Genomic DNA, 23,922 nt, shown 5'->3' with positions numbered 1-23,922 from the left:
GTGATTAAATGGCTGGCTTAATTTCTCAAGATACAATTGCTAAAGTTCGTAGCAGTGTCAATATTGTTGATGTAATCAGCCAGTATGTTTCACTTGAAAAGAAAGGCAAAGACTATGCTGGTCTTTGCCCTTTTCACCAAGAAAAAAGCCCGTCGTTTTACGTTAATGAACAAAAGCAATTTTTTAAATGTTTCGGTTGTGGCAAAGGTGGCAATGTCTTTAAGTTCCTAATGGAAAAAGATGGTCTAACTTTTCCTGAAAGCGTTCAAAAAGTAGCCGAAATGGGCCATGTTGAAATTGATGAAATTACTCCGCAAAAGTTTAAGTATTCCAATATCTTAATTCAAATTAATCAAGCTGCAGCAGATTTTTACCACCGCGTACTGGTATCAACCAATGCTGGTAAGCGCGGACTTGATTATGCTAAAGAACGTGGGCTTGATGCAGAGATTATCACGCATTTTAAGATTGGTTATGCACCTAAACAGAGTAAACTATTGTTGACATATTTACGTAGTCAAGGTTATCAAGATGATGATCTAGCTGCGAGTGGTTTGTTTGCTCAGTCTCAAGATGGTGATATGTTTGATCGCTTTCGCGATCGCTTAATGTTTCCATTGGGGAATGAAAGTGACTATGTAGTTGGTTTTTCTGGGCGGCGAATTTCTGCTGATAAAAAAGATGCTAAGTATGTTAATAGCCCGGAAACTAAAATTTTTACTAAGTCTAATGTCTTATTTCATTTTGCTGAAGCGAAAAAGGCTGCTCGTGAAGAAAAACATTTGGTTTTATATGAAGGCTATATGGATGTGATTGCAGCATACAAAGCTGGTGTCAAGTCTGGAATTGCTTCAATGGGGACCAGTTTAACCGACCAGCAGATTTATCTGCTGCGCCGAATAACCAACAATATTATCATTAATTATGATGGTGATGATCCGGGAGTTCATGCGGAAGAACGTGCAGCCAAAATGTTTGATCATGCGGGCGGTTTTAATATTGGGATTGTTGTGTTACCGGAAAAATTAGATCCTGATGAATATGTAAAAAAATATGGTGTGACGAAATACCGTGCAGAACTTGCAGGTGCATTGACGCCAACTGATTTTTTCTTAAAGCGGTTAGCCAAGAAATATAATCTTGCCAATGATCGTGAAAAAATCACCTATCTTAATGAAGCGGTTAAAGAAATTGCGCAATTATCTAATCCAGTTGAACAAGATTTGTATTTGGATAAAATTGCGACCCAGCAAGATGTATCTCGAGATGCATTGAAGGTTAATTTGTTACAGGAAAGGCGTAAAATAGCTGCTGCTGAGCGCCATAAACGTGGCAATGAATTACCAGAGCCAATCTTAGAGGATGATTCAACTCCAATAGTTGAATTAGAGCAAAATGCCAAAAATGATCCGGTGCAAACAAGATTATTATATTTATTTATGCATTCAGAACATGCACGTGATTTTTTACTTAAAAAAGGATTTTTATTTCCAGATAAAAAGTATGCAGATTTAGCAGAATTATGGTTAAAATTTAGTAAAGATAATGATGATCCAACAACCAGTGGTTTCTTAGATTTTATTCCTGACGAACTTCAGAGTATAATAGTAAATGCTGAAATGACAGATATGCCCCAGGATTTTTCTGATCGTGAAATTAATGAACAAATGCATGCTCTCAAGATGCGTGAAGTCACTTCCCAATTAAAAGAATTAGAAAATCAATTAACGGACGCAAAACGCAGAACTGATAATAGCGAGATTATTGCAATTACGCAAAAAATTTTACAGTTAAAGAGAATTCAGGGTCAAAGGGGGGCTTTTTAGTGGCAGAAAAAAAGAATACTAATAAGACAGAAGAACTGTCTTTAGACAAAGTAGTTAAAAAGGTCGTTAAGGCAGTTAAAAAGGATAAGGCAATTACCGAAACTGATTTTACGGCGCAATTAATTACACCGTATAAGTTGCAAGGTAAGGCTGTCGATCAATTAGTTCAAGAATTTGAAGATAACGGTATTAGTATTGTTGACGACAAAGGTGAGCCATCCAAATTAGCCTTAAAGAAACAAAAAGATGTTGAAAAAGCCGAATTAAAGGATATGTCAGCACCTTCAAGTGTAAGAATGAATGATCCAGTGCGGATGTATCTGAAAGAAATTGGTCGGGTACCATTGCTTAATGCTGATCAAGAAATTTCATTAGCCAAACGTATTGAGAAGGGTGATGAAGAAGCTAAGCAAGAATTAGCAGAAGCTAACTTGCGGTTGGTTGTTTCAATTGCTAAGCGTTATGTTGGTCGGGGGATGTCCTTCTTAGATTTAATTCAAGAGGGTAACATGGGCCTAATGAAAGCTGTTGATAAGTTTGATTATAGTTTAGGCTTTAAATTTTCAACTTATGCAACTTGGTGGATTAGGCAGGCAATTACGCGTGCAATTGCCGATCAAGCACGGACAATTAGAATTCCTGTTCACATGGTTGAAACAATTAATAAATTAATTCGAATTCAACGACAATTATTGCAAGACTTGGGGCGTGAACCAGTACCTGAAGAAATTGGTGCTGAAATGGACATGCCAACAACTAAGGTTCGTGATATTTTAAAGATTGCTCAAGAACCGGTTTCTCTTGAAACGCCAATTGGTGAGGAAGATGACTCACACTTAGGCGACTTCATTAAGGATAAGGACGCCACAAGTCCTGAACAACATGCTTCCTATGAAATGCTCAAAGAGCAGTTGGAAGAAGTGCTTGATACATTAACTGATCGTGAAGAAAATGTTTTGCGGTTGCGGTTTGGTCTTGATGATGGGCGAACACGCACACTTGAAGAAGTTGGTAAAGTCTTTGGGGTTACCCGTGAACGAATCCGGCAGATTGAAGCGAAAGCTTTACGCAAACTGCGGCATCCTAGTCGTTCTAATCAATTACGCGACTTTTTAGATTAAACCAATAAAAAAGATGATTACGAAAGTAACCATCTTTTTTATTTAAAATAATTCGTCACGATTGCCATCCAGCATGTGCTCATAAATAGTATCATTAAAATAAACGGGGAGGTCATGATCAAAATTATAAGCAAGTTGATGACTAAGCAACTCATCTTTAGTCATCCAGGTTAATGTGCCTTCGTCAGAAGCGCGAACAGAACCAGTAAAATGTGTCGCAATATAAAAGAAAACGAGGTATCGCTGATTGTTATCGTCATAAAATTGTTTAATTCCAGTAAGCCGCGGTTTAATAATTGTTAAGTTAGTTTCTTCTTTAATTTCGCGTACCACTGCATCATGAAATGATTCATGACTTTCAACGTGACCACCAGGAAACGTTAATCCTGGCCAAGTAGGATCATTGCGATTCAAAACCAAAATTTTATCCTGATTAGTAATCATACACATATTAGTTAACGTTACGCGTTCAGTTCTATCCATATAAATATTAACTCCTTTATTATGATACTTCATTATAAAGCAAATAAAATTAAAAAGCTGGCGGCTATTTTTAAACTAAGACAATAATATGCTAAAATTTTAATACAAGAGAAAGTAGGATGGAAATGAATTTACGTTTAAATACTTTAGCACAAATGGTCGCTCCACATACTCGGGTTGCTGATATTGGTACCGACCATGCTTACTTACCAATCGAATTAGTGAAATCAGGTAAAATTCAATTTGCGATTGCCAGTGATATTGCCAAGGGACCACTTGAAAATGCGCGAGAAGATATCGCTCAAGCTGGCTTGCAAGAGCAAATTGAAACAAGATTAGGTGCAGGTTTAACAACCATTAAGCTTGAAGACCACATTGATACGGTGGTCATTGCTGGGATGGGGGGTAAGTTAATAACGACAATTCTAGAAGATGCTTGGCAACAAGATTTTCACTTTAATCAACTGGTGCTTGAACCAAATGTTGGTGAACCTGGTGTGCGCCAATGGTTAATGACACATAATTATCAAATTCAAGCAGAAGACCTAATTGCTGAAGCCGGTCATACCTATGAATTAATTCAGGCTAAACAAGTTAGGCAAAAAATTAATTTGTCCGCTAAAGAATTATTCTTTGGACCAATTATTTTGCAAAATAAAAATTCGGTTTTTGATCAAAAATGGCGTAGTCAATTAATTTACCAGCAAAAATTATTGGTTAATCTAAATCAGGCAAAGAAAAAGGATTTTCAGCATATTAAGCAGATTGAGGCAACAATCAAAATGATTAAGGAGGAATTATGACCCAAGTTAAAGAAATTGTTACGCGTCTTAGACAAGACTTTCCAGAAGAAATTGCGAGTCAAGGTGATCCGGTTGGCATCCAAATTGGTTCAATGGAACAACCAGTTACTAAGATTATGACTACTCTTGACGTTCGCCCTAATGTTGTTGATGAGGCAATTGCTAATCATGTCGATCTAATTATCAGTCATCACCCGTTGATGTTTCATCCAGCACGTAATTTAAATTTTGCTGATCCGCAGAATGCGATGTACGGCAAAATCATTGCTAATGGCATTACAGTCTATTCCATTCATACCAATTCGGACAAAGCTCAAAATGGCTCAAGTGATTGGCAGGCGGCAGAATTAGATTTAACTAATGTTGCACCGTTCTGTTTGGATGAAGACGGAATTGCCATTGGCCGTAAAGGCAAATTACCACAGCCGTTAACTGCTGTTGATTTTGCCATGTATGTTAAGCAAAAAATGAAAATCAAATTAGCCCGCTTAATTACGGCAGATAATCAAAAGATGATTTCAACAGTCGGGTTTATCTGTGGTGATGGTGGTAAGTATTGGCACCAAGCAGTAACTGAGGGACTAGATGCTTTCATTACGGGGGATGTTTATTATCATACAGGCCATGATATGATCGCTGCTGGTCTTACAGTAGTTGATCCCGGTCACTATACTGAAAAGATTTTTAAGTATAAAATGCACGATTTATTACAAAAATGGTGTGCTGAAAATAATTGGCAAGTCAAAGTTAGTTTGTCGCAAGTATCAACTAATCCATTTCAAGATTTAATTTAAAGGGGTTTATTATGGAATATCCAAATTTATTACCACGTTTTTTAAAGTACGTTAAAGTTAATTCGCGATCAGATGAGCATGCGACACGTTTTCCGTCAACTGCACGGGAAGAAAACTTTCAAAAACAAGTTATCATGAAAGACCTCAACGAGTTAGGCTTGCATGATGTTCATTATAACCAAAAGTCTGGCTGTGTTATTGCTGAAATTCCGGCAAATATTAATTATGATGTGCCTGTGATGGGCTTTCTAGCTCACAGTGATACCGCTGATTTTAATGCCGAAAATGTTCAACCACAAATTCATTCAAATTATGATGGTCAATCAAAAATTCAATTGGGTACTTCTGATTTTTATTTAGATCCAGCAGTATTTCCACATTTAAAGAATTATAAAGGGCAAACAATCATTACGGCATCTGGTGACACGCTTCTGGGCGGCGACGATAAGTGTGGTGTGGCTGAATTAGTAACTTTTGCTGAATACTTGTTGGCCCATCCGGAAATTAAACATGGCAAAATTCGTTTAGCTTTTACACCAGATGAAGAAATTGGTACAGGGGCAGAACACTTTGACGTAGCTGAATTTGGTGCAGATTTTGCTTTTACTGTTGATGGTGAAGCACCAGGCAAGCTTGATTGGGGAACATTTTCAGCAGCCCAATTTAGTTTAGATATTCAGGGCGTCAATGTTCATCCAGCAGTTGCTAAAGGACAAATGATTAATGCAGTGCAAATAGGAATTAACTTCCAGAATGCTTTGCCGCAAGCAGAAGTGCCAGAGCAAACAGATGGTAAACAAGGCTTTTACCACTTAATGAATTTTCAAGGAACAGTTGATAACGCTCATTTAGATTACATTATTCGTGATTTTGAACGTGATGGTTTAGAAAAAAGAAAAAATCTAGTAAAGTCAATTGTTGCTAAGATAAATACTGACTTTGGGACAGAGATAATTAAGCTAAAGATGTGGGATCAATACTACAATATGGCCGATGAACTAGCTAAGCATATGGATATCGTTAATCTGGCACGTGAGGCATACAAGGCCGAAGAACTAATGATTGATGAAGATCCAGTACGTGGTGGTACAGACGGCTCCCAATTGACTTATATGGGACTTCCTTGTCCGAATATCTTTGCTGGTGAAGAGAACATGCATGGTCGTTACGAATATACTGTTTTGGAATCAATGTACAAGGCCGTTGATGTAATGATCAAAATGGCTGAATTGAATGCTGTCAATCATCAATAGCGAAACAAAATTGACTAAAATCTGTCTGTTTATTAAAAATAATTAAGGAAGTATAACCCTTATGTTTCTAAGGAAAATTATTTATAGCAGATTTTCAAAAAGTTATGCACAAATAATGAAATTTTACTAAAATGCTTACAAAATCATTGATATTAATGACTTTGTAAGCATTTTTGTTTGCACAGAAAGTAAAAAGTTACGATGTGAAACATTTGAATTAGTTTAAAAAAGATTGCGCTTAATCTTAAAATGAGTTACTATATAAGTGTTCTAGGAATATAATACAGTAAATATGGAAGGTGAGCTTTTGGAGTTTAAGGATAATATCCCTATTTATCTGCAAATTAAGCAGTATCTTTACCGGCAAATCGTACTTGGTCATCTTAAGGCTGGTGAAAGAATTCCATCCGTGCGTAAGTTGGCTGTTCAGTTGACAGTGAATGTTAATACGGTGCAGCGAGCTTTACAACAGATGAATGACGAGGGAATTTTATATACCAAACGAGGCGAGGGGAACTTTGTTACCGAGGATACAGATTTACTTGCACAGACCAAACAAAATTTGATTAACGATGAATTGACAAAATTTGTCCAGAATATGAATGAACTTGGTGTTGCTGATGAGCAAATTAAGTCAGTTCTGGCCCAATTTTTAGAATAGGAGCTTTGAGCATGGAAAACGTATTAGAAATCAAAGATGTCACTTATAAGAAGAATCAAAAAGTTATTCTGCAAGATATTAACTTGGATTTACAACCGGGGAAAATTGTTGCTTTGCTAGGTGAAAACGGTGCTGGTAAAACCACATTAATGCGGATTATCAGTGGCATGGCTAAGAATTATCGTGGCAATGTTAAAATTGATGGTTTTGCTGATGATGCTAATAAAAAGGCAAATTTATCATTTACCGATGGTTTAACTGGCTTTAATGATTCGACTAAGATTAAAGCTGTCGTTGAGTTTTACGAAGTTGTCTACAGCGATTTTGATAAAGAAGAATTTGCTCAATTACGTAAATTTATGAAATTAGATCCAGAAATGCGACTTAGTCAATTATCCCGTGGGATGCGCGAAAAACTGATTATTGCCCTAACTTTTGCCCGTAAAGCCGACTTATACTTACTTGATGAGCCTTTCGGCGGCATTGATGCGATGGCGCGTAAAAAAATCATCAATTCAATTATTCTTTGGAAAGCTGACAATGCGACGATTTTGATTTCTGATCACTTTGTTAACGAAATTGCTTCATTACTTGATGAAGTTGTCATTATTAAGGACCACACGATTCTTGCCCATAAGTCGGCAGACGAAATTCGTTCAACTAATAAGAGTATTGAAGAATACTATGAGAGCCAATATGATCAGGAGGAAGAAGAATGATTTTTAAGCGGTTATTTGCCGAATTATTTAGGCAAAAATGTAAAAAAGCCAACTTAATGCTGTTACTGCAGTTTTTGGTTGCCGTGCTCATAACGATTTTTTCTTATTTTCAAGGAAATATAATTGTTAATGATCATGAACAAAAAATAATGCTACTTATACCACTTTTGTGTGCCATCTTTTTTGCATTTAGCTTTGTTTTTTTGCTAGTCTACTTAATTATTACTTGTTCTCAAAATGAGCGGATAAATCGTAGCCAAACTTGGCGTTTAGTACCACTGAGTGATGAAAAAATATATTTGGTCAATATTTTAAGTTCATTTGTTTCTTTTATTTACCTAGGGATCTTACAAGTAATTACTTCTATTGTTTTATTTGGTATTGGTTATTTGTTTAATAAACAGATGAAAGATGGCTGGGATAGTTTTATAAGCGGATTTAAGCATGTCAACCAGAGTACTAACTCATTACTAGATTTGTTGGGGTTAATTATTTTAGTAATGTTGGTTGCACTTTTAGCTTACTTGCTTGTCAGCTTCTTAAACTTTGCTAGTCAATCAATTATGGATTTTTTACCAGCTGTTTCTAGTAAATTTATTGTTACGCTTATTCGTCTAATCCTGATTATTGCCATTATGTGGCTGCTAGTACAAATTTATAGTTTCCTTAAGCCAATTATTAGCTCGCCATTCGATTTCATCTTTGATGGTAAAGCCGTTAATACTGGTTCAGCAAGCGGCATATTAGCCTTAATTGATATTGTTTTTCTAGCAGTCAATATGTTCTTAATTAGTAAATTCTTTGAAGCTAAACAGAATAAGTAATCAGGAGAGAAAAAATGATAGTTTTTAATTAACAAATTCTTCGAAGTCGAGGCTAATTAGTAAGCAAGAAAGAAGGGGTCGTATGACAAGTTTTAAACACTTATTCGGTGAATTATTTAAAATTAAAAGTAAAAAATTATTGCACTTTAGTATTAGCCAGCTAGTCATGGCTGTTATCTTAGCCGGATTAATAACTTTTAAAGCCGTTACGGTTGCGACGGTAGCAAATCCGCTCTTTAATATATTTCGTAGTTTTTTAGCTAATTTAGCAAGAACTATCACCTGGACAGGACTTTTCATTGTCTTGATAAGTTTGGTTCTTATTGCTTATGATACTGAAAAAATCAATCGCAGCCAAACTTGGCGATTAATACCAATTGATAATAATACAATTTATTTAAGTAATCTTGTTAGTTCACTAATTGCCATAGTGATATTAGTTCTACTAGAATTCTTTGGTGCAATTGCACCGATGCTGTTACACGAAGCACTTACAGGACAAGGAGTATTGGTTAGTGAATTCTTTTCTGATATGGGCAAGATAGGTTTCCTGAAATGGCTACAAATTATTGTCGCGCTTTTTCTTTTATTATTAGCTATTTTTTTGATAATTAGTTTTCTAAACTTTAGTAGTTATACAATTGTTGACTTTTTACCACATTTTTCTGGTAAATTAACATTGATGGTTGTACGGTTAGTCATTATCTTATTAATTTGCTGGCTTGGTGTGACCGGGGCCAATACATTTTGGCCTGTGCTTAAACTGCCCGCTGAATTAATAACTGTTGGTGCTGTCAATCTGAATTTATTGAGTAGCATTGGCATTTTAGCTATTTTGGATTTATTTACTGGTATGCTAGATATTTTTTTAATGAATAATACTTTCGAAACAGAACCAAATAAGTGAAGAAGTAAAGGTAGGAGGTAACCAAATGACTAATGGACACTCACTATTCAAAGCATTATTTAAGCAAAAAAAGCGTACTGTCTATCTATTATGGAATATTCAATTAATTGCAGCACTTGCAATTGCTGGGTTTAATTATCTTAATGCTAATAGGATAGAAATTGATTTTGATCATTTACAGATGACAGCCTTTTTTCCGCAATGGTTGATTTTAATAATTGGTCTTAGTTTTATTAGTCAGCTATTAAACTTATTTATTATTGTAGCCAAAAGTGAGGAAGATAATACTAGTCAGACTTGGCGCTTAATACCAAATAGTGATACTCACTTTTACCTGATTAATCTTGTCAGCAGCTTAATTAGTCAATTATACTTAGCACTGCTGCAATTACTGGCCATTGCTGTTTTGGGTGGCGTCTCTTTAGGCACTAGTTCAACTTTTCGAACTGATTTTAGTCAGTTTTGGCAACATAATATCAGTAGCATTAGTTGGAATGCGGGTGCTATCATGCGAATACTGGAATTAGTCTTTTTGATATTATTAATGTTATTAGCTATTTTAGTAACATTAAGCATGATTATACTATGCTGGCAATTAATCATTGAATTTTTAAGTACATATGTTAATCAGACATTATTGAGATTTATCTTATTTTTTTGTTTGTTCGCTGCTTACGGACCATTCTTAAATTTATTAAGCAACTGGTTTAAAGCTGTAGACAAGGCGTTGTTTGATCCACTTAATTTTATCGCTGGTCAATGGACTGCAAGTATAACTATTTCAATGATTAGCTTATTGGTTTACATACTTGTGTTACTCGGGATTAATCTGCTGTTATTTACAAAATTTATCGAAGCTAAGGCAAATAATTAAAATACACTATAATTTAAAAACACACTTATTTTCCTAATATTCAGTGAAAAATAAGTGTGTTTTTTGCTATAACTTGATAATTTCCTGATAAATTGTCCTTATTGTTAATAGCAGCAGTTGCTTGAAATGAATAATGACAAAATGATTTTGGCAACCAATAAGTTGCCGAAAAAGTAGGGCGTATCAGTAATTTTCTAGAATTAGGATATTGGCTTTTTGACATTAATTTCCACTATGATAAATAATCAAAGCTAAGGGTAAAGATAGTTATTAGCATATCAATATTAGAAAAGCAAACAAATTAAAATACACGATCGCGGATAAATACCGCAATCGTGTATTAGAAACAATGCAACAAAAATGACTAATTTTTGTTGCATTTCGTTAACTTGAAAGTTTTTTAATGAAATTGATAGACTAATGGCTGGCTGCCATATAATCATAAAGCTGGTTGATCTCTTCAGGAGTAAACTCACCTTCACCAACTTTCATCGCATGAATTTTTTCAACTGACAAATGACTAGCAAAAGCCAAATCAGTATCATTAACATGGTGCTGCACTTGATAATTGATAATTGCATCGGATAATTCTTCTAGTTGTTGATTCATAATAAAACTCCTTTACAATTTTATTTTAGCGAAAAATACCATAAATTCAAATCATAGCAACACTAAAAGCCCTGAATTTTGGTAAATGGCCAATAGCGAAAGACAACTTTGCCAACTAATGCGCTGCGCTTAACTGGTCCAAAAATATGTGAGTCTTTAGAGATATCACGATGATCACCCATTACCCAGTAATAACCCTTCGGTACCTTATAAGTAAAGTTAGTGGTATAGTTTTGTCCGGCATCATTATCAGCTTTTTTCAAACTGTTATTAAGATACGGTTCTGGCAGTAACTTGCCGTTAACATACATTTTGTCATTTTTAGACACCAATTTATCACCGGGTAGTCCAATAATACGCTTAATGTACATTGCGCCAGGAACATCTTCAGCAGCCTTAGGTGCTAATAAGACTACAACATCATCCCGTTTAGGTGTAAATTTCCGAACTGAAATTAGCCGATCACGATCCTGAAAAGTAGGCTGCATTGACGGTCCAGATACGCTATCGTTTGATAGAACATAGTTAAAGACAAGCCAAAAGACTCCAAGAATAACTGCCATCATCACGACGACGTCGAGAATGAACTTGCCAAGACTTTCTTCTTCCCCTTGTTGCTTTTTTGTTTTATTTGCCATAAAAATTCTCCTTTATTTGGTTACCTTTTATTATAACTGAAATTTAGTCGGTTGAATGGTAAAATCATTATAGGGATTGAAGTATGACACAATTTTTAAATAAAATTAACCAATTAAACAGTAAAATTAACCAACCAGAAATTACGCGGCAAGTTGCGGAAATCAACCAGATTATTGCTTATCTTAACTGCCAAAAGATTTTAACGCAGGCCCCTAACCGCCTAGGGTTATTACCAGATGAAAGTGAAGCAATTTTGCAGCGTGTAGGAGCAAGTAAGGCACCAACTTTAAAAGTACTTAATCAGTTACTTAACAGTGTCCGCCAGTTTTTGTCAATTAATTACGGACTCTGGTCGTTGCCGAATCTGCAGACAGTGCAGCTGCTCAAACAAGAGTTACATGTTAACTCAGCTTTAGAAATTATGGCAGGCAATGCCTATTGGTCACAGGCCTTAACTGCAGTAGGTGTCAAGACCATAGCCAGCGACTCGCTTGAGTGGGCTAAGACATCTTCAACTGGTAGTAAGCCAGTAATGCAGGTGGTTGACCTAGATGCAGCTGCGGCCATTAAAGCTTTTCCTAAAGTGGATTTAATTTTATGTTCATGGGCACCTAATTTTACGACAAGTGATTTACTGGCTGTCCGAGCATGGAAACAGTATAATCCTAAGAGCCATTTATTATTTATCGGAGAAAAAGATGGGGCAACTAATTCAGCGGCCTTTTGGCACGAGATAAAGTTACATAAGTCACCGCAGTTACGTAAAGTTAACCAGTCTTTTCTAAGTTACGATTTTATTAATGAACAAATATTTGAGATAGAACATGAAATTTAAAAAATTAGGATTAATTATTATTATTTTTTTGGCTCTTTTAGGTATTGGTAGTATGTTGTCCAACGTGCAATCACGTGAGGCTGACCAATTACTTGAAGCATATGGTCTAAGTAACAGTACACGCTATATTGAAGTCAATCAGAAGCAAAAAGTTAGTACTTTTTTACATTATTTGACTAAGAATTATCCGCATAATAATATTCAAGTACACTTAGCTAAAAAGGGTCACAGCAGTCAAACCTTAATCTGGGCTAACCATACAATCATTAATCTACCAACCGAATCTGGACGTTATTTTTCAACTGATGACTTTCAAGGACAAGTATCTTTTGCTGTATTAGGACTTAATGCTAAAGTTAAAACGTTAAAGACGCAGGGCAACCAATACGTGATTTTAGGGCAAAAATATTATTCTGTTATTGGTATCTTGAAACATTATCGCCAAATGAAGCAAGATGGTTACTATTTGACAACAGGACCCCAACAGCCGACTGGTCGCTTTAAATTGAAGAACTACCAGATTATTATTGATGCTTCAGATAAGGTCATGCATAAAATTGCAATGCATTATCACGTTAAGGAAAAAACGCCGTTATTTGTTAAAAAGCATCAGATACACCAATTTTCAGTTATTCGTGAAATATTATTAATTATTTTATTCCTGATCGCAGCTATTAGTTGTAACTTTTTATTGGCTGTAGTTGATTGGCAGACCGTAAAAAGAACTAATCTCAGTGGCAACTTATTACGCAATTGGTTAATTAACCGTGGTATTAGAATAATTTTGACAGAAATATTGGTTACTGTAGGAGCATATCTATTTTTACGTTGGCGGGCTTTCTATTCTAAACCAGAGCATTTAATTTGGTTATTAGCAGCCAGTTGGTTGGTAATTGTTATCGGCTACACATGCAGTATCGTTTATTTATCACGAAAGGATAAAAATTGTGCTTAGTTTACCAGCAGAGTTTATTAGTAAATACCAAAAATTATTAGGCAAAAAGCAGGCCGAAAAAATGTTTGCGGCAATGCAAGAACCTAGTAAGAAGGCCTTTCGCATTAATCCGTTGAAGTTTACGCAAAAAGTTACTTATGCGACTGAACAACCAATTCCGGCAATTAACAATGCGTATTATGGCCAAGTAGCAGGCAATGACCCTGAATGGGTGAGTGGGATGGTCTATTCACAAGATCCATCAGCGATGTTTCCAGCTGCAATGATGCAAGTGCAACCTGGGGACAAAGTCTTAGACCTATGTGCAGCACCAGGAGGAAAAAGTACAGCCCTTGGTGAGCAGTTGAAAGGACAAGGCTTACTAGTCGCTAATGAAATTTCACAATCACGAGCAAAAGTTTTACGCGAAAATATTGAACGTTGGGGCATTACTAATTGCTTGTTAACTAGTGAAGATCCAGCTGTCTTAGCACCACAATTTCCCCAATTTTTTGATAAAATATTGGTTGATGCACCGTGTAGTGGTGAAGGCATGTTCCGGAAAAATCCAGAAGCAGTTAATTATTGGTCACAGGATTATGTTGTCAGTTGCCAAAAACGACAACAGGAAATTTTAGAGCAAGCTATTAAGATGCTTAAACCGGGTGGCGAATTAGTTTACTCGACTTGTACCTATGCACCAGAGGAAGATGAGCAGATTGTTTCTTGGTTGCTTACTGAATTTGACATGATAGTATTACCAGTAGAATTCACAGACAGTAAAATTAGTCATGGGCAGCCTGCATGGGCCGATGGCAATCCGACTTTAAAAAACACATTACGCTTTTGGCCGCAAGATAATTTGGGCGAAGGTCAATTTGCGGCCAAATTAAGATTGCCAGGTGAGATAAGTAGTCCGCTGAAGACCAAAATTCGCTCACGTAAGAAAAAAAGCAAATTAACGTTAACAAAGACAGAAAGTGAATTAACGGCAGCAATATTAATGCAATTTAATTTGCCAACAACTCTAGCCAATTGGCAAAAAGCAGCCCGAGTTCGCCACAATCATGTCTTCGTCCCAGCTTTTGCTCCTGATAATTTGCACTTAAAAGTCCTAAGCAATGGCGTTGAATTAGGTATTTTGAAAAAAAACCGTTTTGAACCCGGTCACCAATTAGCATTAGTTTTAGGCCAAGTTAAACAAAAACGCGTGGTCGAGCTAAGAGATGAAGATTATGCGGCATATTTACATGGTGAAACTTTACGAGTTACCAGTGAACTACGTGGCTTTGTTCTGGTTAGCTGTCATAACTTAATTTTTAGTTTTGGCAAAATTACTGGTAATGGTATGCTTAAAAATTTCTATCCGAAAGGTTTGCGAACACTCAAGAAAGGTTAATTAAACAAATGATTAAATTGATTGCAACAGATATGGATGGTACATGGCTGACTGACGCCAAAACCTATGATGTTGATTTGTTTTTGCGCGAATTTAAGATTATGCAAGAGCGCGATATTAAATTTGTCGTTGCTAGTGGTAACCAATATGAAAATTTGGTAACTCGGTTTCCGGAAGTTGCTAGTCAAATTTACTTTGTCGCGGAAAATGGAGCATTAGTGGCTAAGGGCAAGCAAGTGATGCATACAGAGAGCATGTCTGAGCAAGATTTGCGAACAGCTTTGAAAATTACCCAACAATATGATGAAAAAATAGTCGTTTCTGGATTGCTTAGCGCATATGCGTTAGATGATACTAGTTCAGCTCATCTTACAGAATTACGTAAGTATTACCATAAGTTGATTTTGGTAAAGGATTTTGAACATTTGGCAGATCAAGTATTCAAGATAACATTTTCAGTTGATGAGAAGAAAATGCCGCAAATGTTGGCTGAGTTGAAACGCAATTATCCCAAACTTGGCTTTGTTGCTGGTTCAGCGGGCTCAATTGATATGTCAACTAAGGGCATGAATAAGGCAGTTGGCTTACAATATTTGAGTCAAAAACTGCGAATTAACCCCCGTGAGATGGTTGCCTTCGGTGACAGCGGCAATGATGTGGGGATGCTTAAATATGTTGGACGCAGTTATGCAACGGCGACGGCATTGCCAAGTGCTAAAGCAGCAGCTAATCGCATTATCGGGTCTAGTAATGATAGTGCGGTACAAAAAGAAATTTGGCACCTGCTAAATAATTAACCCCGCAAATTAAAGGAGAATTAAATAAGTGAACGATTTTATCCAAAAAATGACTGCGCATGTTTCTGTCCGCTCATTTGTCGATGAACCCTTGAAAGAAGAAATTAAGCAAGAATTATTAACTGCAGCTAATAGCGCATCTTCTTCAAATTTTGTCCAAGCATTTTCAATTATCGAAATTACGGATAAGCAAAAAAGGCAACAATTAGGAGAAATAGCTAACTGTCCTGAATACGTAATTCACAGTGGTGCTTTTTATGTGTTTGTAGCTGATTTATACCGGCAAAAATGTCTTTTGGACAAAGCTCACCAGCCTCTTGCCGGTATTCAAAATATGGAGGCGCTCTTAGTTAGTGTAGTTGACACTACAATTGCTGCTCAAAATATGGTAGTCGCTGCCGAAGCAATGGATTTAGGGATTTGCTATATTGGCGGAATCCGTAATGACTTAACAGCAGTAAGCAACATTCTCAATTTACCAAAATACACGGTACCAATTTTTGGCATGACGATTGGTATACCGACTACTAAGAATGACGTTAAACCGCGAATGCCATTAGCACAAAAAGTTGCTCAAAATAGTTATGATCAAGAAAAATTTACTGCTTTAGCTAATTATCAAAAAGAAACTGCTGAATATTATGCTAATCGTGGTTCTAACCAGCAACAAACAGATTGGTTACAGAAAAATATTGCTTTCTTTAGTGAAGAAAGACGTCCCGAGGTTGGTGCCTTCTTAAAGAAGCAAGGATTTTCACTAAACTAACTCTCATTTAAACGTGGATCTATTATTTACCTAAATCAAAAGCTCATTACAAATAATATTGTAATGAGCTTTTTTGCTGGCATAATAAAAATTATGTAAAATTAAATCAAGAAATTAGTTTAACTGCTGGATGATATTCTGCAATGGTAAGTCATAATATTGTTTAATTGCAGCCAAGTTTTTCAGATCAGTTTGACCAAAAATTGCTAGTAGTGCAGCCAGTTCTTCCTGCCAATTTTGAATCATTTGCAATAAAAATTCCGGTGTATTCTGCACCATTGCTTGCAAGAAGACATTCGAAATACCCACATACTTACCGCCTAAACACAGACCTTTAAAGATATCTAGTGGATTACGAACGCCACCTGAAACAATGAAATTAGTCTGTTCCTGCTGAGCCATCATTGCTGCTACTACTGTTGGTAATCCAAGATTTTCTAAGTAGGAGAGATCACTTTGATTACGAGCATTTTCAATTTGGGCAAAATTAGTGCCGCCACTACCCGCAAGATCAAAGTATTCAAAACCTACATTCTTAAGCTGATGAATAGTTCCGCGATCAAGACCAAAGCCAACTTCTTTAATAATAATTGGGACAGTTATTTTTTGTCGCAGTAGCTTCAAGTTATCTAACCAGTGAAAGTCACGTTCACCTTCGGGCATGGCAATTTCTTGCACCGCATTTAGATGTACTTGTAGTGCATCAGCTTGTAATTCTGTCACAATTTTTTGGGCATCTTGTGGGGTGGTTTTGGCATTGACATTGGCAATAATCACACCAGTTGGATTAGCTTCCCGTGCAACCAAGAAACTAGCTAATTGGTCATGTTCTTCAACTAAAATGCTCGCGGACCCCAAGGCCAAAGCTATTTTAGTTTGACCAGCTATTTTACCTAAATTTTGATTAATTATCTGTGATTTAGCTGAACCGCCGGTCATCGCATTGATAAAGAAGGGGGCATTGACTTTTTTACCAAACATCGTTGTTTTGATTGAATTTAAGTTTACTTTAGTTTCCGGCAATGCTGGTCTAAGTAAATGCATTTGGTCAAAGCTATTTATTTGCTCAGCTTGATAAAAAGTATGGGCCAGTTCTAAATGGTCTTCTTTACGTCTTGATCTAATCGACATTTTTTCTCCTAATGAGCTAATTTAACCTGATGAACATGAAAATTTAATGGTTGGATGCCGTTTTCTTGCCACTTATTTTCAAGAGCGGCAACATCGGTTGTTTCATCGGCAATGACAATGCCACAGTCACCATTACCAGCACCTGAAGTTTTAGCTGCACCGCCAAAATCTTCAGCAATGTTAATCAACTTAGATAAACGCGGAATTTCAATTGCTATCTGGTTAATTTGCGCAAAATGCTGCAATAATGCTCGGTTAACGCGAATTTGCTTTTTGATCAAGTTAATATTATTTTGTTCAAAACCAGCAATCATTCTTAAAACACAAACGCGCGATAACTGCAAAAATTCTTGATATTCATCGTTTAAGGCTGCCCTATTAGCATTGGTCTCGTCAACTAACCGTGAAGTTGATGCTGGTTTATGGCTCCAGCCAATCATTAACTGCATCCCTTCAGGAGGAGTTAATAATTGCACTTTTAGTCCCGGCCAAGCCTCGTTAACAATATCTGATAATGACTTAGCGGCCAATTCATTAGTCAGCCAGGTTTTATCAAAAGTCTGATAAGCAAGCCACCCACCATAAACACTAGCAGCAATATCACCAGCGGAGCCATTTCCTTGAACTGAATAATGGGAAATGGCGGATAACTTGTAAACTAATTCGTTGCTGAAAGGAACGTCATAAAAACGTAAAATTGCTTTAACAGTGGCAACTGTAACGGCAGCACTAGAACCCAAACCGTACTTTTTACCATCAGCTGAATCTAGGTCTGAATTAATATGTAAATCATAGACTTGCATTTTGACATTTTGTTCAATACAAAAACGTTCAGTATAAGAAATAGCAGCCAAGATGTACTCAAATGGATTATCACGATTATCAATAACCATTTTGGCACCTTTACGTACCCAATGGATTGAATCTTGTGAGTATTGTTTGGAATGGATTAAGCCAGTTGATGATTTGCTTTTAGTAATTGAAACCCGAATAAACTGGTTAACCGCCACTAAGATTGCAGGGCAGTCTTGTTCTAAAACGGCGTATTCACCAGCAATATACAATTTTCCGGGTGCTTGTTCTGTGATCAATTAATTTAATCTCCTAATCAATTAAATTACGCTAATTAGTCCAGGTAAGAAATACCTGGACCAAAACTTGCATGTACTATCTTAGCATTCTTAAATTCAGACACAAACGAATTGGTAATTTCTTTTACATTTCTTAATTGACAAAGGACTTTTACATTGGGTCCAGCATCAATTGTGTAATAGCATTCAAGTCCTGCTGTACGTAATTGATTGACTAATTTAATAGCTTTAATTGTATCTGGCTCAAAATAGGTAAAGCCAGGCTGTGCCGTCAAGTTAATGGCATGCATTTCGCTAGCATTTAGTTCCGCTAACTGTCCTAAACAAGTAAAATCATTATTTTTAACTGCTGCAATCATTTGCCTCAGTTCTTCCTGATTACGAGCCAGCCATGGTTTAAAGAAAGGGGATGACTTTGCCTGTTTCATTCCACCCGTAGATGATAATTTCTTAGGGCACTGGTTTAATTCAATTGCCAGTAAATGTAAATCCATCTGCGGTTTTTCATTTAAGGCATAAGCATAGGACGTTAGATCATCTGTACCTTTTTGCCAGACAGCAAAACCGCCATAAATAGAACGACTGGCGGAACCTGAACCAAGCCGCGCCAACCGTGACAGTTCACGGCGATCAACTTGCAGCTTGTAATAAGCACAAAAAGCAGCAGCTAAGGCGGCAAAGGCCGAACTAGATGAAGCCAGCCCAGCAGCTGTTGGAACATGATTAGTTGATTTAACCGTTAATTCACCAGTAACTTTAAATTGAACTTGTAATTTTTTTAAGTAGGTAAAAACACGTTGAGCACTAGATCCGGTTTGTTCAATGTCATTCAGAAAAAAGTGATTGCCTGAATGGCTAGCTGTAATTTGTGTATCGGTATAAAATTCGTCTAGTGTCATTGACAGACTAGACATTAATGGTAATCTTAGTTGCTCATCGGCTTTACCCCAATATTTAATTAGTGCAATATTTGTGTGGGCGCGTGCTGTTTTGGTCATTAAATCTCCTCAATCCATGAACCTGTAATTAGTGAGTCACATTTATCTGCAATTTGCTTAGCTGTTTGGTCATCATTGCAAAGAGCCAGCACAATGCCGCCCAAACCGCTGCCTGAGAGTTTAAAGCCTAAGGCACCGTTTGTTAGAGCAATTTTTTGTAACTGGTCAATTTTAGTCGTTGCTAATGCAAATGATTGCAAAATCGTTTGCGCCTGATTAAAGATTTGGCCAACGGCAGCTTGATCTTGTGCTAGCCATGCCGTCTTAGTTTGGTCAGCTAGTTCACCTAAACGTGCAATTTGCGCCTTTTTGCTAGGGGATGCTTTAATTTGCTCATATACCTGATTCACTGCTTGTTTAGTACTACCAAGCTCCCCTGTGTCCATAATTAATAACGTAGCATTAAGCTTAGCGTTAAGTGTTTTTGGACCCATTTTTTGATTAAAAAAGACCAAATAATCAGAATTAACCGTTGCGGCATCAAGGCCTGAAGCTTTACCGTGATTAATCATTTCTGCATGGTTAGTAATGGCCATGATTTCTTCGTCAGCTAGTTCTAACGCAAAATATTGGTTCAATGCTTTAGTTGTAGCTAAGGCAACCGTTGCACTGGAACCAAAGCCACGCTTCATAGGAATTTCACCCGTGTAAGTCAATTTTAATGGTTGCGAACAATGCGCCTTTGTCTGCATTGTTTTGACAACGTATTTTAAACCGCCATATTCATCAGGAGCCGTAAAAAAGGGGCCATGATAACGTGCGGTATCCATCCACATTTTGGCACTAGACTCAACACTAGCTTTTATTTGCAGCGCCATAATCGGCATTGCCAATGCATCATAACCATAAACAACCGAATGTTCCCCAATTAAAATCACTTTTCCATGTGCTAAATAACTACATTTCATTTTATTTAAGATCCTTAATGTTAGTAAAAATGTTAGCCGCCTATGCTAAAATAATAGCTAAGGAGACGTGAACAAATGATTAAAATTTTAGTCGGGCGGCAAACCGATCCCCTGCAAGAAAAAATCCTGCAGCTGGCCATTACTAATTATCAAAAGCAGCCAGAACACGAAACTTTTATCATTGTCCCTAATCATATTAAGTTTACCACAGAAATTAGGGCAATAAATAGGCTGGCAGCTAGTCGCAACCGAATTGAACAATCTGTTAAAAATTTACAGGTACTATCATTTTCGCGACTGGCCTGGTATTTTTTAAAAGATGCTGAGGAAGGTTTACCGACGCAACTTGATGATGCTGCAGCTGCAATGCTGTTAGCGAAAATCATTGAAGAAAATCGCGCTAAATTGCATTTATTTAAGGATGTTAGTGTTAATTCAGGCTTAGTTAAGCAGCTGTATGACACTATTTTACAAGTACGTGAAGGTAATTTAGACTTAGATGAACTTGATGAAAACAATTTAGATTTGGAAACCAAAAATAAAATCGCCGATTTGCGCATTATTTATGATGCCTTTATTGCCGCAATCGCGGGGAAATTTTCAACCAAGAATGAGGTGCAACTGCAGCTGAACGAATTATTGGCCAAAAGAAAAGATTTGCGCAAGACTGATTTTTACTTTAGTGATTTTTCACATTTTTCACTGCAGGAATGCCTAACAATTAAGTTGTTAATGCTGCATGCAGGAAGTGTTACCTTAGCTTTTAAAACTAAGTTAGGAACAATTGAACCTACTGCTGAAGCTGGCGACTATGATTATGTGATTCAAAAAACGATTACGCAATTAACTCATTTTATTGAAGAGCGTGACTTAAATTACCAAATTGACCAGGTACCGCTAGCACCTAAGCAAACTGAGCGTGAATTACTAAATGCCTTTTGGACAGGAACAATTACGGCACCAGAAAAAATGAGCCAAGTTCAGTTAGTACGCGCTGATTCGCGTTATGCTGAAGCTTATTTTGTAGCTCACACGATTTACCAACAAGTTACGCTTAGCAATTATCGTTACCGCGATTTTTTGATCTTAGCACCTAATTTGCACGAATATGAAACGTATTTGACGCCAATTTTACGGCAAAATCAAATCCCATTCTTCAATGATTTGCAGCAAGAGATGAAATATCATCCTTTAGTAGTTCTCATCGAAAATATCGCCCAGCTAGTAACTAGACCGCTGCAAACCAGCAACTTATTGGCAATTATGAAAACCCGACTAATCATTCCGGACTGGTACCAGGAAGAAGCTGCTTATATTCACGATGTTGATGAACTAGAAAACTTTGTTTTGGCGCATGGAATTAATCACCAGTTGTGGCAACGTGATTTTACTGATTATGTGGCAGCTGAGGTAATTCGATTAGATAAAATTCCGGACGAGGTAGCCAGAATTAATAAGCTAAAGGCTTATTTTGTTAACCAATTATCCGCTTTACTTACTGAAATGAAGCAGGAAACAGCTAGCCAGCAGGCAATAACTGTATTCTTTAATTTTTTAACGCAAAATGGCATCCCCAAAAGATTAGAAAAGTGGCGTGAAGCTGCTCAAGAAAAGGGAGAATTGCAACAGGCCCAGCAGCCTGAACAAGTTTGGGACTTATTAATTAATCTACTACACGATTATCTCTTGATTAATCCTGAGCAGTTTAATGTAGATAGTTTCTTTTATGTTTTAACTAATGGCTTTAAAGAAGCGACCTTCTCCCAAATTCCCTCAACGTTAGATGCTGTTAACTTGTCGGAAATGGGAATGATTCAAACCAGTGGTTACAAACAAGTGTTTATCATTGGGGCCACTAGTAATAATTTGCCGGCAATTCAAAATACACCGGGATTTTTAAGTACTGAGAACCTAGATAAGCTAAGTCAAGCGTTTGGTGAAGATTCCTATTTGGAAGATCGCCAGCAGCTGAGCAATTTAGACCAGAATTATCAGTTTGGGATTTCGCTGGCACTAGCTCAAGATAAGGTCTACTTATCCTATCCAGTATTGAATGCAGCCAATGAACAATTAAAACCATCGTTATATTATGAACGATTGCAAGCGGCAGGGGCACCGGTATTCAACCAACATAGTTTGCCTGAGCAAGTGCAAGATGTCTTGTCGTTTATTACTAACCCCCAAGCAAGTCTAGGTTATTTAACATATTTGGCTCAAGGCCAGACTGAACCACATGTGCAGCAGTTACTCGCATTAACGCAAACATATCTACCACAAAAGACCAAAATGGTACTTGAAGCTAGTCAGTTCGTTAACCAACCAGAAGATATTGGCCCAGAACTTGCGCAAAAATTATACGGTGAAAATCTGAATTCATCGGTTTCACAATTGGAAACCTTTTACGAAAATTCATATGAATATTTTCTAAATTATGGGTTACGACTGCATAAACGATTTGAAAATGAATTAGACGTTATCCAAGCGGGAAATTATTTTCATGAAACTTTTGATCGTCTAGTCAAAGAATTAAACCAGAAAAAGTTAGATTTAGCAGAAATTGATCAAGCTACTTTGCAGAGATTGCTCGCATTAGCTCAAGCAAAGATGCGGGATGAAGCCAAATACCAACAATTAATGAACGATCCGTTTAACAAGTACCTCTTTAAGTGCTTAGACAAGACAACGACCAAAGTTGCGGTAAATTGGCATCATTCCTTACAAAAAACACCACTGCGGGCTAAGTATTCCGAATTGAGCTTTGGGCTTGGTGAAAAAGTTAAAGGACTAGATTTTGTCGTGCCTAATTTAGCCGGTCAGCACCATGTTAATTTACGTGGAAAAATGGATCGGGTAGATTTGGCCCAAATTTCTGACCAGCAAGAATTTTTAGCACAAGTAATTGACTATAAATCTTCAGCGAAGAAATTTAATTTAGGATTATTTTACAACGGCATTTCCTTACAAATGGTGTCTTATCTGGATGTACTAGCTAAAAATCAGGACTTTTTTGTTGGCAAGCAGCCGTTATCTTTGTTAGGTGCGTTTTACCAAACGGTAACACGCCAAGTTGAACGGTTAAATGATGCGCAATTAATTGGTCCTGATTTGCAGCTGAAAAAGCCAGCTCTTGATGGTAAAATTCGCCTTAAATATACTGGTGTTCTAAATGAAGATCCAGATTTATTACTAAAGGCAGAACCGTTACTTGAAAAAGCCAGTATATCATCAGATCTTTATTCAGGAGTTAAAACCAAAGCTAAAGGCGGTTTTAGCTTTCAAACAAGTGCCTTTACCGCCGATGAAATTGAATTGCTGCTAAAGTACGATGAGGACCTCATTAAAGAAGCTTCCAGTCAGATCTTATCCGGTCAAATTAAACTTAATCCTTATAAGTATGGTAAAAACCAAACGGCCCTAACTTATTCTGATTATCGGGATGTCTTTTTCTTTGATGCCATGTTAAAAGAAAATAAATATCATCAAATTAGCAATTTAAAGAAAAAAGAATTACTAACAAAAATTAAAGAGCGGTTAGGAGAAAGTGACTAAG

At 36.7% G+C, this 23,922-nt stretch carries 23 protein-coding genes; 16 read left to right on the top strand and 7 right to left on the bottom strand.

Annotation, left to right across the window (positions count from 1 at the left end):
* Nucleotides 1-8 precede the first annotated feature (8 nt).
* A complete protein-coding gene (gene dnaG, locus OZY43_RS04390; RefSeq protein ID WP_277163826.1) occupies nucleotides 9-1,826 on the top strand; it encodes a DNA primase in 1,818 nt (605 codons plus the stop codon).
* Entirely contained in the window at nucleotides 1,826-2,947 is a 1,122-nt protein-coding gene (gene rpoD, locus OZY43_RS04385; protein ID WP_277163825.1) for an RNA polymerase sigma factor RpoD, read from the top strand. Before dnaG ends, rpoD begins: the two co-directional genes overlap by 1 nt.
* A 42-nt stretch (nucleotides 2,948-2,989) precedes the next feature.
* Here the strand turns inward: rpoD and OZY43_RS04380 are convergent, their stop codons facing one another.
* Complete coding sequence (locus tag OZY43_RS04380; RefSeq protein WP_277163823.1) at nucleotides 2,990-3,430, bottom strand: 8-oxo-dGTP diphosphatase; 441 nt, start codon at nucleotides 3,428-3,430, stop codon at nucleotides 2,990-2,992.
* A 125-nt stretch (nucleotides 3,431-3,555) separates the two neighbouring features.
* Between OZY43_RS04380 and OZY43_RS04375 the strand changes: the two genes are divergently transcribed.
* The 8 genes from OZY43_RS04375 (at nucleotide 3,556) to OZY43_RS04340 (ending at nucleotide 10,265) form a co-directional block, all read left to right on the top strand.
* Nucleotides 3,556-4,233, top strand: coding sequence for a class I SAM-dependent methyltransferase (locus OZY43_RS04375; protein ID WP_277163822.1), 678 nt, complete (start codon nucleotides 3,556-3,558; stop codon nucleotides 4,231-4,233).
* Nucleotides 4,230-5,027, top strand: a complete 798-nt coding sequence (locus OZY43_RS04370; protein ID WP_277163820.1) for a Nif3-like dinuclear metal center hexameric protein — start codon at nucleotides 4,230-4,232, stop codon at nucleotides 5,025-5,027. The genes OZY43_RS04375 and OZY43_RS04370 overlap by 4 nt, the downstream gene beginning before the upstream one ends.
* An 11-nt stretch (nucleotides 5,028-5,038) precedes the next feature.
* Nucleotides 5,039-6,280 (top strand): peptidase T, encoded by a 1,242-nt coding sequence (pepT, locus tag OZY43_RS04365; RefSeq protein WP_277163818.1) that lies wholly within the window; start codon nucleotides 5,039-5,041, stop codon nucleotides 6,278-6,280.
* A gap of 307 nt (nucleotides 6,281-6,587) precedes the next feature.
* Nucleotides 6,588-6,941, top strand: a complete 354-nt coding sequence (locus OZY43_RS04360; RefSeq protein WP_277163816.1) for a GntR family transcriptional regulator — start codon at nucleotides 6,588-6,590, stop codon at nucleotides 6,939-6,941.
* Nucleotides 6,942-6,952: 11 nt separating this feature from the next.
* A complete protein-coding gene (locus OZY43_RS04355) occupies nucleotides 6,953-7,660 on the top strand; it encodes an ABC transporter ATP-binding protein (protein ID WP_277163815.1) in 708 nt (235 codons plus the stop codon).
* Complete coding sequence (locus OZY43_RS04350) at nucleotides 7,657-8,484, top strand: hypothetical protein (RefSeq protein ID WP_277163813.1); 828 nt, start codon at nucleotides 7,657-7,659, stop codon at nucleotides 8,482-8,484. Before OZY43_RS04355 ends, OZY43_RS04350 begins: the two co-directional genes overlap by 4 nt.
* 82 nt (nucleotides 8,485-8,566) lie before the next feature.
* Nucleotides 8,567-9,391: a hypothetical protein gene (locus tag OZY43_RS04345; protein WP_277163812.1), complete on the top strand. Its 825-nt coding sequence runs from the start codon at nucleotides 8,567-8,569 to the stop codon at nucleotides 9,389-9,391.
* A gap of 25 nt (nucleotides 9,392-9,416) precedes the next feature.
* Nucleotides 9,417-10,265: a hypothetical protein gene (locus tag OZY43_RS04340; protein ID WP_277163811.1), complete on the top strand. Its 849-nt coding sequence runs from the start codon at nucleotides 9,417-9,419 to the stop codon at nucleotides 10,263-10,265.
* Between the two features lie 417 nt (nucleotides 10,266-10,682).
* Here the strand turns inward: OZY43_RS04340 and OZY43_RS04335 are convergent, their stop codons facing one another.
* The gene (locus OZY43_RS04335; RefSeq protein WP_277163810.1) at nucleotides 10,683-10,874 is read right to left on the bottom strand and encodes an LBP_cg2779 family protein; all 192 of its coding nucleotides are present in this window, start codon (nucleotides 10,872-10,874) and stop codon (nucleotides 10,683-10,685) included.
* 62 nt (nucleotides 10,875-10,936) lie between these two features.
* Nucleotides 10,937-11,512: a signal peptidase I gene (lepB, locus tag OZY43_RS04330; RefSeq protein WP_277163808.1), complete on the bottom strand. Its 576-nt coding sequence runs from the start codon at nucleotides 11,510-11,512 to the stop codon at nucleotides 10,937-10,939.
* 83 nt (nucleotides 11,513-11,595) lie between these two features.
* On the opposite strand from lepB, the gene OZY43_RS04325 reads away from it, so the two are divergent.
* From OZY43_RS04325 to nfsA, 5 genes are read left to right on the top strand one after another with little or no spacing between them, the layout of a single operon-like run.
* Nucleotides 11,596-12,348: an SAM-dependent methyltransferase gene (locus OZY43_RS04325; RefSeq protein ID WP_277163806.1), complete on the top strand. Its 753-nt coding sequence runs from the start codon at nucleotides 11,596-11,598 to the stop codon at nucleotides 12,346-12,348.
* Nucleotides 12,338-13,303, top strand: coding sequence for a hypothetical protein (locus OZY43_RS04320; protein WP_277163804.1), 966 nt, complete (start codon nucleotides 12,338-12,340; stop codon nucleotides 13,301-13,303). The genes OZY43_RS04325 and OZY43_RS04320 overlap by 11 nt, the downstream gene beginning before the upstream one ends.
* Nucleotides 13,296-14,681 carry an RsmB/NOP family class I SAM-dependent RNA methyltransferase gene (locus tag OZY43_RS04315; protein WP_277163803.1) on the top strand — a complete coding sequence of 462 codons (1,386 nt, stop codon included), beginning with the start codon at nucleotides 13,296-13,298 and terminating at the stop codon, nucleotides 14,679-14,681. The genes OZY43_RS04320 and OZY43_RS04315 overlap by 8 nt, the downstream gene beginning before the upstream one ends.
* A gap of 8 nt (nucleotides 14,682-14,689) precedes the next feature.
* Nucleotides 14,690-15,478, top strand: a complete 789-nt coding sequence (locus tag OZY43_RS04310; RefSeq protein WP_277163802.1) for an HAD family hydrolase — start codon at nucleotides 14,690-14,692, stop codon at nucleotides 15,476-15,478.
* Between the two features lie 28 nt (nucleotides 15,479-15,506).
* Entirely contained in the window at nucleotides 15,507-16,244 is a 738-nt protein-coding gene (nfsA, locus tag OZY43_RS04305; protein WP_277163801.1) for an oxygen-insensitive NADPH nitroreductase, read from the top strand.
* A gap of 114 nt (nucleotides 16,245-16,358) precedes the next feature.
* On the opposite strand, the gene fni is transcribed toward nfsA, so the two are convergent.
* Genes fni through mvk form a run of 4 tightly spaced genes read right to left on the bottom strand, consistent with a single transcriptional unit; the run spans nucleotide 16,359 to nucleotide 20,372 of the window.
* The gene (gene fni, locus OZY43_RS04300; RefSeq protein WP_277163800.1) at nucleotides 16,359-17,375 is read right to left on the bottom strand and encodes a type 2 isopentenyl-diphosphate Delta-isomerase; all 1,017 of its coding nucleotides are present in this window, start codon (nucleotides 17,373-17,375) and stop codon (nucleotides 16,359-16,361) included.
* 8 nt (nucleotides 17,376-17,383) lie between these two features.
* On the bottom strand, nucleotides 17,384-18,466 hold the full coding sequence (locus OZY43_RS04295) for a phosphomevalonate kinase (RefSeq protein WP_277163799.1): 1,083 nt from the start codon (nucleotides 18,464-18,466) through the stop codon (nucleotides 17,384-17,386).
* 35 nt (nucleotides 18,467-18,501) lie between these two features.
* Nucleotides 18,502-19,464 carry a diphosphomevalonate decarboxylase gene (mvaD, locus tag OZY43_RS04290; protein WP_277163798.1) on the bottom strand — a complete coding sequence of 321 codons (963 nt, stop codon included), beginning with the start codon at nucleotides 19,462-19,464 and terminating at the stop codon, nucleotides 18,502-18,504.
* A complete protein-coding gene (gene mvk, locus OZY43_RS04285; RefSeq protein WP_277163797.1) occupies nucleotides 19,464-20,372 on the bottom strand; it encodes a mevalonate kinase in 909 nt (302 codons plus the stop codon). The genes mvaD and mvk overlap by 1 nt, the downstream gene beginning before the upstream one ends.
* A gap of 75 nt (nucleotides 20,373-20,447) precedes the next feature.
* On the opposite strand from mvk, the gene OZY43_RS04280 reads away from it, so the two are divergent.
* Nucleotides 20,448-23,921 carry a PD-(D/E)XK nuclease family protein gene (locus OZY43_RS04280; protein ID WP_277163796.1) on the top strand — a complete coding sequence of 1,158 codons (3,474 nt, stop codon included), beginning with the start codon at nucleotides 20,448-20,450 and terminating at the stop codon, nucleotides 23,919-23,921.
* Nucleotide 23,922: the final 1 nt, after the last annotated feature.

The organism is Lactobacillus sp. ESL0785, assembly GCF_029395455.1.
GTDB lineage: Bacteria > Bacillota > Bacilli > Lactobacillales > Lactobacillaceae > Lactobacillus.
This window is presented reverse-complemented; position numbering and strand designations above follow the sequence as displayed.